The 12,676-nt window shown below is 69.2% G+C and carries 12 protein-coding genes; 5 read left to right on the top strand and 7 right to left on the bottom strand.

Annotated features, from left to right (window positions below; genetic code table 11):
• Positions 1 to 227 precede the first annotated feature (227 nt).
• Positions 228 to 1,064 carry an ATP-grasp domain-containing protein gene (locus tag ACYVIO_RS36790; protein ID WP_460655610.1) on the top strand — a complete coding sequence of 279 codons (837 nt, stop codon included), beginning with the start codon at positions 228 to 230 and terminating at the stop codon, positions 1,062 to 1,064.
• On the opposite strand, the gene ACYVIO_RS36795 is transcribed toward ACYVIO_RS36790, so the two are convergent.
• Positions 1,061 to 1,783 (bottom strand): class I SAM-dependent methyltransferase, encoded by a 723-nt coding sequence (locus ACYVIO_RS36795; RefSeq protein ID WP_460655611.1) that lies wholly within the window; start codon positions 1,781 to 1,783, stop codon positions 1,061 to 1,063. The two genes, ACYVIO_RS36790 and ACYVIO_RS36795, sit on opposite strands and share 4 nt — an antisense overlap.
• 71 nt (positions 1,784 to 1,854) lie before the next feature.
• Here ACYVIO_RS36795 and ACYVIO_RS36800 point away from each other — a divergent pair, with 71 nt between their 5' ends.
• Positions 1,855 to 4,359 (top strand): DEAD/DEAH box helicase, encoded by a 2,505-nt coding sequence (locus ACYVIO_RS36800; protein WP_460655612.1) that lies wholly within the window; start codon positions 1,855 to 1,857, stop codon positions 4,357 to 4,359.
• Here ACYVIO_RS36800 and ACYVIO_RS36805 read toward each other — a convergent pair.
• Positions 4,346 to 5,527: a trans-2-enoyl-CoA reductase family protein gene (locus ACYVIO_RS36805; RefSeq protein ID WP_460655613.1), complete on the bottom strand. Its 1,182-nt coding sequence runs from the start codon at positions 5,525 to 5,527 to the stop codon at positions 4,346 to 4,348. The two genes, ACYVIO_RS36800 and ACYVIO_RS36805, sit on opposite strands and share 14 nt — an antisense overlap.
• 26 nt (positions 5,528 to 5,553) lie before the next feature.
• Positions 5,554 to 6,840, bottom strand: coding sequence for a UDP-N-acetylglucosamine 1-carboxyvinyltransferase (gene murA, locus ACYVIO_RS36810; RefSeq protein WP_460655614.1), 1,287 nt, complete (start codon positions 6,838 to 6,840; stop codon positions 5,554 to 5,556).
• A gap of 50 nt (positions 6,841 to 6,890) precedes the next feature.
• On the opposite strand from murA, the gene ACYVIO_RS36815 reads away from it, so the two are divergent.
• Positions 6,891 to 7,478, top strand: coding sequence for a cob(I)yrinic acid a,c-diamide adenosyltransferase (locus tag ACYVIO_RS36815; protein ID WP_460655615.1), 588 nt, complete (start codon positions 6,891 to 6,893; stop codon positions 7,476 to 7,478).
• A 36-nt stretch (positions 7,479 to 7,514) separates the two neighbouring features.
• Here the strand turns inward: ACYVIO_RS36815 and ACYVIO_RS36820 are convergent, their stop codons facing one another.
• Together ACYVIO_RS36820 and ACYVIO_RS36825 are read right to left on the bottom strand one after the other, a co-directional pair.
• Positions 7,515 to 7,871 (bottom strand): hypothetical protein, encoded by a 357-nt coding sequence (locus tag ACYVIO_RS36820; protein WP_460655616.1) that lies wholly within the window; start codon positions 7,869 to 7,871, stop codon positions 7,515 to 7,517.
• Positions 7,872 to 7,944: 73 nt separating this feature from the next.
• A complete protein-coding gene (locus tag ACYVIO_RS36825; protein ID WP_460655617.1) occupies positions 7,945 to 8,796 on the bottom strand; it encodes an AraC family transcriptional regulator in 852 nt (283 codons plus the stop codon).
• Between the two features lie 70 nt (positions 8,797 to 8,866).
• On the opposite strand from ACYVIO_RS36825, the gene ACYVIO_RS36830 reads away from it, so the two are divergent.
• Together ACYVIO_RS36830 and ACYVIO_RS36835 are read left to right on the top strand one after the other, a co-directional pair.
• Positions 8,867 to 9,598: a phytanoyl-CoA dioxygenase family protein gene (locus ACYVIO_RS36830; protein WP_460655618.1), complete on the top strand. Its 732-nt coding sequence runs from the start codon at positions 8,867 to 8,869 to the stop codon at positions 9,596 to 9,598.
• Positions 9,599 to 9,716: 118 nt separating this feature from the next.
• Positions 9,717 to 10,952 (top strand): SGNH/GDSL hydrolase family protein, encoded by a 1,236-nt coding sequence (locus ACYVIO_RS36835; RefSeq protein ID WP_460655619.1) that lies wholly within the window; start codon positions 9,717 to 9,719, stop codon positions 10,950 to 10,952.
• Positions 10,953 to 10,958: 6 nt separating this feature from the next.
• Here ACYVIO_RS36835 and ACYVIO_RS36840 read toward each other — a convergent pair whose 3' ends face one another.
• Positions 10,959 to 11,897, bottom strand: a complete 939-nt coding sequence (locus tag ACYVIO_RS36840) for an MBL fold metallo-hydrolase (RefSeq protein ID WP_460655620.1) — start codon at positions 11,895 to 11,897, stop codon at positions 10,959 to 10,961.
• A 5-nt stretch (positions 11,898 to 11,902) separates the two neighbouring features.
• Positions 11,903 to 12,676: an enoyl-CoA hydratase/isomerase family protein gene (locus ACYVIO_RS36845; protein ID WP_460655621.1), complete on the bottom strand. Its 774-nt coding sequence runs from the start codon at positions 12,674 to 12,676 to the stop codon at positions 11,903 to 11,905.

Below are 12,676 nucleotides of genomic sequence, written 5' to 3' on the forward strand. Positions count from 1 at the left end.
CGTTGCCACAGACAACTTCACCACCGACGCTGAACCAGCCGTGCGCAGGGTCCGGCGGCCCGCGGAACGTCGCGATCGATGCTGCTGGCAACAAGGTGGACCAGGGTGTGGTGCGGGCGTACGGGGTGCGCTGACCCCTGGCGGTCCGGAGCTGAGGGGCACCGGGCTGCCGGGCAACGCGCGGAAACGGGAGGCGAAGCGGCGCCGGGTTCGGGAGAATGCAGTGCATGCTGCTCGTACCGGGGGACCCGCTGAATCCGCGGCGCGACGATCCACACTTCGCCGCGCAGGCAGCAGCCGCCCGCGCCCACGGTGTGACGGTCGCGAGGGTGGATCACGATGCACTGGTCCGATCCCCCGAAGACGCTGCCTCGGCGGTGGCCCGAGTGCCCGCAGCCGACGACGCGGTCTACCGCGGCTGGATGCTGTCCTCCTCGCAGTACACCGCCTTCGCCGGCGCGCTTGAAGCTCGCGGCGTCCAACTGCGGACCACACCCGACGAGTACCGCACAGCCCACGAGCTCCCCGGCTGGTACGAAGGCCTCCGCACCGTCACCCCCGCATCCGTCTGGGCCGAAGGCAGCGACCTCACCGAGCTCCTGAAGGCGACCCGCGCCCTAGGAGGCGGCGCCGGCGTCCTGCGCGACTACGTGAAGTCGATGAAGCACTACTGGTCCGAGGCCTGCTACCTGCCCGACCTCACCGACGAGGCCGCGGTCGAGCGGATCGGTGCGCGCTTCCTCGAGCTGCGCGACGACGCGTTCACCGGCGGGTTCGTCGTACGGCGGTTCGAGCACTTCACCGGCTCCGAGGCTCGCACCTGGTGGGTCGGCGGCCGCTGCGTCCTGACGACGCCACACCCGGACACCCCCGACGACCTGCCGACGGGACTCGACCTGATCGAGGTCGAGCCGCTGGTCGCCGAGCTGGCCCTCCCGTTCGTCACCGTCGACCTCACCCGGAACGCCTCAGGCGCCTGGCGGATCGTCGAGCTCGGCGACGGTCAGGTCAGCGACTGGCCGGCCGGTACGGACCCCGCTGACCTCATCGCCGCGTTGTTCTAGACCCGCCGGGCCTTGACGACGATCAGGCGAGATTCCGCGGTGAGCGGCTCGTCGTGCCAACCACCGCGCAGCTCGATCTCCCCGAACCCACTCGCGGACAGAGCAGCCGCCAGCTCCTCGGCGGTCCGGAAGTACAGGACGGTCGTGTAGACCTCCTCGCGCCCGTCCTCGAAGACGTTGTACGCGTCGAACGTCACCCGGCCCTGCTCGACCTCGGTGACCTCCATCCACTCCCGCAGCACCCCGAACGGCGTCGCCCGCTCGGACACCTCCGGCGTCCACTGCTCCCACGCCCGTACGGCGGGATTGCGGCTCTCGAAGCTGATCACCCCACTCGGACGCAGCGCCGCGGCCAGGTGCTTCAGCGTCGCCGGCAGGTCCTCGACGTGCATGATCGAGTTCCCGCTGCTGATCACCAGGTCCGCCTGAACGTCATCGGCGATCGCTGAGGCGTCACCGTCGATCCAGGTCACCGCGTCAGCGCCCGGCTGCTGACGGGCGAACCCGAGCATCGTCGGGCTCGGATCGACACCGATCACCCGACGTCCCGTAGCAACCAGAGCCCGCGTCAGCAGGCCGGTCCCACACCCCAGATCGATGATTGTTCTGGTGTTCAGGGAGTCCGCGAGGGCCCGGTAGTACGCGTGGTCGTCGCCGGGCTCGTTGTCGCCGTCGTACAGCTCCACCAGTTGTTCGTCGCCGTACGGATCGGTCAGCATGCGCCGAACCGTAGAGACCTCCGGATGCCACCTGCAACGGGTTTTCGCGCCGTACGGGACAATGGTCGGTGATGACGCTGACCGAGAAGCTGCCGGACTCCACCGAACCCGACGCCCTGTACGACGCCTTCGCCACCTGGGTGGGCACGCAGGGCATCTCGCTGTACCCGGCGCAGGAGGAAGCCCTGATCGAGGTGATGACCGGGTCGAACGTGATCCTGTCCACCCCGACCGGCTCCGGCAAGAGCCTGGTCGCCACCGGCTCGCACTTCGCCGCCCTCGCGAACGGCAAGCGCACCTTCTACACCGCGCCGATCAAGGCGCTGGTCTCGGAGAAGTTCTTCGCGCTGTGCGACGTGTTCGGCGCGGACAAGGTCGGCATGCTGACCGGCGACGCCTCGGTCAACGCCGGTGCCCCGATCATCTGCTGCACCGCCGAGGTGCTGGCGAACGTCGCGCTGCGCGAAGGCGCCGCGGCGGACGTCGGCCAGGTGGTGATGGACGAGTTCCACTTCTACGCCGAGCCCGACCGCGGCTGGGCCTGGCAGGTGCCGCTGCTCGAGCTGCCGAACGCCCAGTTCATCCTGATGTCGGCCACCCTCGGCGACGTCGAGCGCTTCAAGCTAGACCTCAGCCGTCGTACGGGCCGCCCCACCGCGATCGTCTCGTCGGCCGAGCGCCCGGTCCCGCTGCTCTACAAGTACGTCACCACTCCCCTGCACGAGACGCTCCAGGAGCTGCTGGTCACCCACCAGGCTCCCGTGTACGTCGTGCACTTCACCCAGGCCTCAGCGCTGGAACGCGCGCAGGCGCTGACCAGCATCAACGTCTGCACGAAGGAGGAGAAGGACAAGATCAAGGAGCTGATCGGGCACTTCCGGTTCAGCTCCGGCTTCGGCAAGACGCTGCAGCGGCTCGTCATGCACGGCATCGGCGTGCACCACGCGGGCATGCTGCCGAAGTACCGGCGCCTGGTCGAGCAGCTGGCCCAGGCCGGGCTGCTGAAGGTCATCTGTGGCACCGACACCCTCGGCGTCGGCATCAACGTCCCGATCCGCACCGTCGTACTGACCGCTCTCAGCAAGTACGACGGCCGCCGGCAGCGCATCCTCAAGGCGCGCGAGTTCCACCAGATCGCGGGGCGCGCGGGCCGGGCCGGGTACGACACCTCCGGCACGGTCGTCGTCGAGGCACCCGATCACGTCATCGAGAACGTCAAGAACCTGGCGAAGGCCGGCGACGACCCCAAGAAGCAGCGCCGCGTGCAGCGCAAGAAGCCGCCGGAGGGATTCGTCACCTGGGGCGAGGACACCTTCGACCGGCTGGTCGCGGCCGAGCCCGAGCCGCTGCTGTCGAAGATGCGGGTCAGCCACGCGATGCTGCTGAACGTGATCGCCCGCGACGGCGACGCGTTCGCGAGCATGCGGCACCTGCTGCAGGACAACCACGAGGACGCCAAGGCGCAGGTCCGGCTGATCCGCCGCGCGATCCAGATCTACCGCACGCTGCTCACCGCGGGCGTCGTCGAGCGGCTGGACGAGCCGGACGAGTTCGGCCGGACGCTGCGGCTGACGGTCGACCTGCAGAAGGACTTCTCGCTGAACCAGCCGCTCTCGACGTTCGCGCTGGCGGCGCTGGACCTGCTCGATCCCGAGGATCCCCTGTACGCGCTCGACGTCGTGTCGGTGGTCGAGGCGACGCTGGAGGACCCGCGCGCCGTCCTGATGGCGCAGCTGCACCACGCCAAGGGCGAGGCCGTCCAGTCGATGAAGGCCGACGGCATCGAGTACGAGGAGCGGATGGAGCTGCTCGACGAGCTCAGCTGGCCGAAGCCGCTCGAAGAGTTGCTGCAGGCAACGTTGGAGATCTACCGGCAGACCCACCCGTGGATCGCCGAGGCCGGGCTGTCGCCGAAGTCGGTGGTCCGGGACATGTTCGAGCGGGCGATGACCTTCGGCGAGTTCGTCCAGTACTACGGGCTCGCGCGCTCCGAGGGCATCATGCTGCGCTACCTCAGCGACGCGTACAAGGCGCTGCGTCAGACCGTGCCGCCGGACAAGGTGAACGAGGACCTCACCGACCTGATCGAGTGGCTCGGCGAGGTCGTCCGGCAGACCGACTCCAGCCTGCTCGACGAGTGGGAGGAGCTGACGAACCCGACGACGTCAGAGGTCGTGGCCGCACCGGTCCCGCTCGGCCCGCGCCGGATCACCTTGAACACCAGGGCTTTCCGGGTCCTGGTCCGCAACGCGATGTTCCGCCGCGTCGAGCTGGTCGCCCTGCACCGCTGGGCCGAGCTGGGTCAGCTCGACAACGAGTCCGGCTGGGACGCCGGTCGCTGGGCCGAGGCCGGTACGACGTACTACGCCGAGCACTCGTCACTGGGCACCGGACCGGCCGCGCGCGGCCCGGCGCTGTTCATGGTCGAGGAGCACCCGGGCTACTGGGAGGTCCAGCAGATCATCGACGACCCCGAGGGCAACCACGACTGGCGCATCACCGCCACGGTCGACCTCGGAGCGTCCGACGAAGCCGGCGAGCTGGTCCTCGAACTGGTGTCCTTCAAGCCGTTGTAGGCCACTCCACGTCGACTTCGGTCTCGGCGTCGTAGTCGACGCCGTCGACGTCGAAGCCATAGAGCCGGCGGACCTCGGCGAAGAACCAGGCGGCGTCGGCGACGGTCGCGATGTTGTCCTGGGTGACGGCGTCCCACTGCTCCTTCACCGCGGCCTGGACGGCCGGGTCGAGCTCCCAGCGGTCGAGGCGCAGGCGGCCGTCCTCGTCCAGGTCGGGGGTCCGCTCGCCGGTCAGCTGGTCCCACAGCGCGATCGACTGCTGGATCGGCGTCTGCATCTTCTCGCCGAGCACCTTGTGCAGCAGGCTCACGTACAGGCCGATGCCGGGGATCGCCGAGCTGGCCTGCGTGACGGCGGCGCCGTTGACCGAGGTGAGGGCGCGGACGCCGTCGCGCTCGGACAGCGTCTTGGCCGTCTCCTCCAGGTGCGCCTTGGCCGCGCCGATCGAGCCCTGGCGGTAGATCGGGCCGGTCAGCTCGCTGCCGATGTAGGTCAGTGCGACCGTGCTGAAGCCGTCGTTCAGCAGCTTGCGCTCGGCCAGCGCGTCGACCCAGCGGGTCCAGTCCTCGCCGCCCATCACCTGGACGGTCTCGGCGATCTCCTCGTCGGTCGCAACGTCGAGGCTCGCCTCGGTCAGCAGCGGCTCGCCGTCCTCGAACGCGATGCTCTTGGTCGTGTACGGCGCACCGATCGTCTTCAGCGCCGACTGGTACGTCGTACCGGTGCGCGGGTCGACCCGGCGCGGGGCGGCGACGCTGTAGATCAGGTAGTCGACCGGGCCGAACTCCTTGGCGACGAGGTCGAGCACCTCGTCCTTGGTGGTGTCGGCGAAGGCGTCGGCGTTGACGAAGCGGAACTTGCTGCCCACCTGCTCGGCGTACTGGGCCGTCGCTGCCGTCCGGTACCAGCCGGCGGTCGCCGTACGACGGGCCGGGCCCTTCTCGAAGCTCACGCCCACGCCGTCGATCCCGTACCTGGCGAGCCCGGCGATCGTCGCGGCCAGGCCGTAGCCGGAGCTGGAACCGATCACGAGCGCGACCGGGCGCCGGTCCGGCGTACGGGCCTCGACCTGCGCGGTCAGGTCCCGCACCAGCTGCTCACACCCGGCAGGGTGCGAGTCGAGGAACAGGAACCCACGGCCGACAGGCTTGATCACACGCTCAGTCATGCGCACGACCCTAACTGACCTTGCAGCTAGTTCCAGTACAGCTCTGCGTCGTCGGGCTCGACAGTGACGTCCGCACCCAACCGGCGCAGGTTCCCCGCGAAGTCCGTGTAGCCCCGGTGCACGTGGTGCGCGGCGGAGACCAGCGTCTCCCCCTCAGCGGCCAACCCGGCGATCACCAACGCCGCTCCCGCGCGGATGTCGCTCGCGACGACCGGCGCACCGGACAACCGCGGTACGCCGCGAATCACCGCGTGGTGCCCGTCGGTCTGCACCTGCGCGCCGAGCCGCGTCAGCTCCTGCGCGAACGTGAACCGTCCCTCGAACAGGTTCTCCGTCACCATCGCGGACCCGGTGCTGACCGCGTTCATCGCGATGCAGAACGCCTGCAGATCGGTCGGGAACCCCGGGTACGGCAGTGTGACGACGTCGACCGACTTCGGCCGGTCCGCCATCCGGACGCGGAAGCCCTGCTCCAGCACGTTGATCTCCGCGCCGGCCTTGTGCAGCTTGTCCAGCACCAGCTCGAGGTGCTCGGCGTGCCCGTTCGTGACCGTGACATCACCCTTTGTGATCGCCGCCGCGAACGCCCAGCTCCCGGAGACGATCCGGTCCGGTACGACGACGTGGTCGACCGGCTGCAGCAGCCCGTCCACGCCGGTGACCTCGATCCGCGGCGACCCGGCGCCCTCGATCTGCGCGCCCATCTCGACCAGCATCGCGGCGATGTCCTGGATCTCCGGCTCACGCGCCGCGTTCTCGATCACCGTCGTGCCCTTGGCGAACACCGCGGCCATCATGATCGTCTCGGTCGCGCCGACGCTCGGGAAGTCCAGCCAGACCTCCGCGCCGTGCAGCCCCTGCGGCGCCTCGGCGATCACGAACCCGTGCTCGATGTGCACCTTCGCGCCCATCGACTCCAGGCCGGCCACGTGCATGTTGAGCCCACGCGAACCGATGTTGTCGCCGCCGGGCAGCGCGACCTCGGCCTGACCGCAGCGGCCGAGCAGCGGCCCGAGCACCGAGATCGAGGCGCGCAGCTTGCGCACCAGCTCGTAGTCGCACTGGTGGCCGATCTCGGCCGGGACCGCGATCGTCGCCGTACCGGCGTCGGCGTCGACCTTCACCGAGCAGCCCAGCGTGTCCAGCAGCTGGGCCATGAAGGTGACGTCGAGAATGCCCGGCACCTGCCGCAGCGTCGTCGTCCCTTCGGCCAGCAACGCGGCCGCCATCAACTTCAGCACGCTGTTCTTCGCGCCCTGTACCTCGACCGACCCGTCGAGCCGTGCCTCACCCGAGATCCGAAACCGTTCCACCCGCCGACTGTAGCGTCCTCGTGTTCCGGGCTTGCGTAGAGTGCCGTGACATGGCTGTGAACTTGACGCGGATCTACACCAGGACCGGGGACGCCGGCGAGACCCGCCTGGGCGACATGAGTACGACGACCAAGACCGACCCGCGGCTCGCGGCGTACGGCGAAGTGGACGAGGCGAACTCCACGATCGGGGTCGCGATCGCGGCCGGCCACCTGAACTCGGCGATCGTGGTCCTGCTCACCAGGATCCAGAACGACCTCTTCGACGTCGGCGCCGACCTGTGCAACCCGATCCAGCCGGATCCGGAGTACCCGCCGCTGCGCATCACCCAGGACTACGTCGACCGCCTCGAGTCCTGGTGCGACGACTACAACAGCCGCCTCACCAAGCTCCGCAGCTTCATCCTCCCCGGCGGCACCCCCGGCGCGGCGTACCTGAACGTCGCCCGCACGGTCGTCCGCCGCGCAGAACGAGCCGGCTGGACGGCAGTCGAGGCCCACGGCCCGTCGGTCAACCTCCTGGCGATCACCTACCTCAACCGCCTCTCCGACCTCCTCTTCATCCTCGGCCGAGTAGCAAACTTGTCCTCCGGCGGCGACGTCCTCTGGGTCCCCGGCGGAGACCGCGAAGACCAGTAGCTGCTGCCCGAGCCCGGCCGCCGATCGACGGCCGGGCTACTCGGTCCAGGTGTCGATCCGCAGGACCGCACCCAACCGTCCCAAACTCCCCAGCAACTCCGGCCCGAACCCCGCATGATCCTGTCCGGTCCGCGGGGTCCAGCTGATCAGCACGTCAACCGCCCGATCAGCAGGCAGCTCCCCCACCCGCGTCTCCAACTCCGCAAGCACCCTGGTCAGCTCCTCGAGCTGGCCATCCAGCGGCTCGTCGTCGCCCGCCCGCACGTCGCGAATCCACCGGTCGTCGGCAGCCTGCGTAGCAGCCATCCCCAACCGCCGGGCGATCTCCTCCCCGTCCAAGCCCGCCGCGAACACCCGCACCGACGTCATCGCCCACGCGTCGTCGTCAGCCACCCGGGTGGACCTCCTCGTCGCCGGCCTCTTGCAGGCAGAACCACAGGTTGACCTCGTACATGGTGGTCAGTGTTCAGGACTCTTGGTCTGGTGGCGATTGGGTTTGGGCGCGGTACTCCGACGGCGTCAGGCCTACCAGGGTGCGGAAGCGGCGGGCGAAGTACGTGGGGTCGGGCCAGCCGACGGCGGCGCCTACTCGGGACGCCGGGAGGGTGGAGTCTGTGAGGAGTAGGGCTGCTTGTTCGGCTCTCAGGCGGGCCAGGTAGGCGAGGGGGCTGAGGCCTGTGTGGTGTTTGAAGAGCCGGCTGAGGTACGCCGGGTTGAGGTTGGTGAGGTCCGCCAGGGTGTCGAGGGTCCAGGGGTGGGGCAGGTCGGCCTCGAAGCGGGTGATGGATGCGATGACGGCTGGGTGGATCGGCGGGGTGGCGGGATGGGTGGGGCGGCCGTCGGCGAGGGTGGCGAGGACTGTGACGAGGCGGGCCAGGGCGAGGCCGGGGGTCACGGGGGTGGCCAGGCGGGTGATCTCGGCGATGGCGGCGTCGGCGGCTTCGGTGGTGACCTGGATGCTGGCTACGCCGTGGTGAGTGGTGGTGGGCGTGGTCCACAACAGGTCGCGGAAGAGCGGGATCTGTTGCAGGGCTGAGAGTTCGGTCCGGAGGCCTCGGGGCGAGATGCAACAGTTGGCGACCGTCAGGTCGCGGCACTCAACGAAGGCGTGCCAAGGGCCGGGACGGAGGATCAAGACCTGGCCGTGACTGACGGCGTCCGAGCCTTGGCTGGTCTGGTGTACGCCGGTGCCGCGCCCGACGACGGCGATCTCCAGGAAGTCGTGCGCATGCGGCGCGACGCCTGATGTCAGCACGTGAACCCCGCCCCAGACCGGGCCGCCGTGGAACAGCGTCGCCTCGTGCAGGGTTTCGGGCATGTCAGGATCGTACGACGCCTGGCGCGGATCGGCCTGGTCTCGAAGCAGCCGAAAGCAGCACGCTGGAGGTATGACAGACATTGTTGCGGACTACCGCGCGAACGGATTTGTCCGAGTGCCGCAGGTGCTGACCTCCGACGAGGTCGAGCGCTACCGGACCAGAGCCGCCGGCTACCTCGAGGAGCACCGCGCCGATCGTCTCCAGCAGGACGCGATCTTCAGCCAGCTCGTCAACGTCTGGCAGCACGACGACGTCCTGAAGGAACTCACCCTCCACCCGAAGATCGCCGCCACCGCCGAGCAGCTCGCCGGGTTCCCGCTGAGGATCTGGCACGACCAGATGCTCGTGAAGGAGCCGAACAGCAACGCCGCCACGCATTTCCACCAGGACCGCCCGTACTGGCCGCACGCCAACGACCGCCTCCCGCTGTCGGCGTGGATCGCGCTCGTCGACGTACCGCCCGAGCGCGGCTGTATGACCTTCCTACCCGGCACGCAGACCGTCACCGGCCTCGAGCCGCAGGACCTCAGCAACGAGGAGGACCTCTTCACCCGCGACCCCGAACTCCGCTGGGCGCCGCGCGTGACCGTCCCGCTCAAGGCCGGCGACTGCACGTTCCACAGCGGCTTCACCGGCCACATGGCGCTGCCGAACACCACCGACCAGGCCCGCTTCGCCCACGTCAACATCTACATGGACGCCGACACGATCTTCTCCGGCAAGCCCCACCCGGTCACCGATCCCCTGCAGCTCGAGACCGGCGACAAGCTCGACGGCGACGCCTTCCCCCGACCACTCTGACCCAGGCCACCTGACCAAGACCACCGAGCCGAGACCACTCGGCTCGAAGAACAAACCGTTCACCGCACCACCCAGATCCGCCCATTGAGGTTATTTCTATTCAGTCTTGACTGGAAGCATGACTACCTCCTCCCTGCGCCGACTCGGCGCGAGCATCCTGGTGACGGCCACGGCGGCAGCGGGCTACGCCGCCGTACCGGACCCGGCGGGGACGGCCGCCCCAGCCAGTCAGCACGGAACCCACGCGGTGACCACGTGGGGTGCCGCCGACGACATCGCCGGCGGCACCCTCAACGACGTGACCGTGCGGAACATCCTGCGCACCAGCATCGGCGGCAGTGACCTCCGGATCCGCCTGTCCAACGCCAACGGCGACCAGCCCCTCGTCTTCGACTCCGTGTACGTCGGCAAGCAGCAGGCCGGCGCTGCCGTCGTACCGGGTTCGAGCCGCCGCCTCACGTTCAGCGGCAAGACCACCGTCCGCATCCCACCCGGCGCGATGGCCGTCAGTGATCCCCTGCCGGGCAAGGTCGGAGCCCAGCAGAGCCTCACGGTCAGCGCTCACGTCTCCGGCACCAGCGGGATCATCACCGCCCACAACCGCGCCATGCAGCACAGCTACAAGTCGACGTCCGGCGACCATGCCGCCGACGAGTCGGCGACGCCGTACCAGACCGAGTCGTCGGCCTGGTTCTTCCTCAACGCGGCGATCGTCGACGCACCGCGCCAGGTCCACACCGTCGCCACGCTCGGCGACTCGATCACCTCGTCGGTCGGGTCCACGATCGACGAGAACCGCCGCTGGCCCGACGTTCTCGCCGACCGGTACGCAAGGCTCCCGGAGCACCGCCGGCTCGCGGTCTCCAACGAAGGCATCTCCGGCAACCGCATCCTCGACGGCATCGCCAAGGCCGGCAGCGCCGGCGCGAACGCGCTCTCCCGCCTCGACAAGGACGTCCTCACCAAGCCCGGTGTCGAGACGGTCGTCGTCCTCGAAGGCATCAACGACATCTACGCCGGTGCGACCGCGGACCAGCTGATCGATGCCTACCAGCAGCTGATCAACCGCGTGCACGCCACCGGCCGCTGCATCGTCGGCGGCACGCTGACCCCGGTCGGCGGCTCGTTCGTCTACAGCCCGGAGAAGGAGGCCGAGCGCCAGAAGCTGAACACGTTCATCCGGTCCAGCCACGAGCTCGACGGCTTCGTCGACTTCGACGCCGCGACGCGTGATCCCGCCGAACCGACCAAGCTCAAGGCCGCGTACGACGGTGGCGACGGCCTGCACCCCAACGACGCCGGCAGCTTCGCGATGGGCCAGGCCGCGAACCTCGACACCCTGCGCTGTTCCTGACCCAGCTCAGCCGGGGTGGTGCCAGCGCGGCTCGGCACCACCCTGGCGGGCGAGCAACTCGAGATGCGCCCGAGCCATCCGAACCGTCTGCAGGCAGATCCCGCCGAAGTCCCCCAGCTCGGTACCGATCGCCTGCGCCAGGTCGCGCACGGTCAACGACCCCTGCCGACGCAACAGCGCAGTCGTGAACTCGTGCACGCTGTCCACCCACTCCAGGCTGAGCGAGATCTTCGCGCGCCCCTCGTCCGCGGTCAGGACGTCACCGTGCGACGGCACCAAGGCGTCGAAGTCCAGCTCCAGCAGGCGTCGCAGCCCACCGGCGTACCGCTCGACGTCGGTGTAGAGCGGCGCCAGCCACACGTCGCTGTCCAGGAACTGTTGCCCACGGCCCTGAACGTCGTCGAACGCGAACAACGTCCGCGACCGCTCGTCCAGTACGGCGATGTGCCCGGGACTGTGACCGCTCGTCGTGATCACCTGCAGCGGACGATCCGCGGGCAGCCGGTCCCCGTCGCGCAGCAGTACGTCGATCCGCGGCCGCTCCCCGAGCTGCTCCAGCAACTCCGCGCGCTCCGCATCGCTCAACGCCATCGCCGCAGGATCGGATCCCCACAGCTCGGACACCAGCGTTTCATTCGACTCCAACCAGCCGGCCTCGACCGCAGGCGCCGCAAACCGCGCACCGCTGCGCTCCTTGAGCACCTCGTTCCCACCCATGTGGTCGGGATGCGCATGGCTGTTGACCACCAGCGTCAGGTCGGCCAGCTCCAGCCCGAGCGTCCGAAGCTCCGGCCCCGTCGCAGCCTCCGGCGTCGAGGAGATCCCCGCATCCAGCAGCACCAACTCGTTGCCCGCATCAACCACATGCAGCCACAACGGCAACCCACACACGTGCGGATAGTCCGTCGCCAGCCGATGGATCCCCGGCGCGATCTCGGTAGCCACTGCCTTCACCGTCCTTCGAAGATGCCGGTACGCCGTTCAGCAAACGCCGCACGACCCTCCAGGGCGTCGCGCGTCCCCATCGCCACGGCCTGCAGCTCCCGCTCGTACTGGATCGCCGGTTCGAGTCCCATCGACAACGCAGCCCGCAGGTTGGCCTTCGCAGCCGCAGCGGCGACCGGCGGCCGAGCCGCGATCCGATGCGCCAGCTCGGTAGCCGCAGGCAACAACTCGTCACCCGGCACGACCCGCGACACCAGCCCGACCCGCAACGCCTCGGCAGCATCGACCGGATCCCCGGTCAGCAGCAGCATCGCCACATCGCTGGCCGACAAGCTCGCCGCCAGCAACGCGGTCACCCCGCCACCGCCGATCCACCCCAGCTTGATCTCGGCAGCGGCGAACGTCGCCCGGTCCGAGGCCAGACGGATGTCGCACGACAGCGCGAGCTCCAGCCCACCCCCGAACGCATACCCGTTGACCGCGGCGATCACCGGCGTCCGCAGCGCCCGGAGCGCGTCGCAGTAGTCCCGCCGGTTCCGGAAGTCCCACGGCCCGTCGTACCGGTCGAGCTCGGAGACGTCGCTGCCGACCGAGAAGGCCCGCTCCCCCGCGCCGGTCAGCACGACCGCCCGTACGTCGGGATCGGCGTCGATCCGCGGGATCAGGTCGAGCAACTGCTCGCTCATCGTCCGGGTCGCCGCGTTGAGTTTGGCCGGCCGGTCGAGCGTCAGCAGACCGACCTGACCGTCCTTCGAGAACCGCACCTGACCGTCGTCCAT

The organism is Kribbella endophytica, assembly GCF_054781295.1.

What these genes read in the sequence shown, in the direction of transcription:
- ACYVIO_RS36790 (WP_460655610.1), top strand. Translation starts at nt 228, where the DNA reads ATGCTGCTCGTACCGGGGGACCCGCTGAATCCGCGGCGCGACGATCCA.
- ACYVIO_RS36795 (WP_460655611.1), bottom strand. Translation starts at nt 1,783, where the DNA reads ATGCTGACCGATCCGTACGGCGACGAACAACTGGTGGAGCTGTACGAC.
- ACYVIO_RS36800 (WP_460655612.1), top strand. Translation starts at nt 1,855, where the DNA reads ATGACGCTGACCGAGAAGCTGCCGGACTCCACCGAACCCGACGCCCTG.
- ACYVIO_RS36805 (WP_460655613.1), bottom strand. Translation starts at nt 5,527, where the DNA reads ATGACTGAGCGTGTGATCAAGCCTGTCGGCCGTGGGTTCCTGTTCCTC.
- ACYVIO_RS36815 (WP_460655615.1), top strand. Translation starts at nt 6,891, where the DNA reads ATGGCTGTGAACTTGACGCGGATCTACACCAGGACCGGGGACGCCGGC.
- ACYVIO_RS36825 (WP_460655617.1), bottom strand. Translation starts at nt 8,796, where the DNA reads ATGCCCGAAACCCTGCACGAGGCGACGCTGTTCCACGGCGGCCCGGTC.
- ACYVIO_RS36830 (WP_460655618.1), top strand. Translation starts at nt 8,867, where the DNA reads ATGACAGACATTGTTGCGGACTACCGCGCGAACGGATTTGTCCGAGTG.
- ACYVIO_RS36835 (WP_460655619.1), top strand. Translation starts at nt 9,717, where the DNA reads ATGACTACCTCCTCCCTGCGCCGACTCGGCGCGAGCATCCTGGTGACG.
- ACYVIO_RS36845 (WP_460655621.1), bottom strand. Translation starts at nt 12,676, where the DNA reads ATGGACGACGGTCAGGTGCGGTTCTCGAAGGACGGTCAGGTCGGTCTG.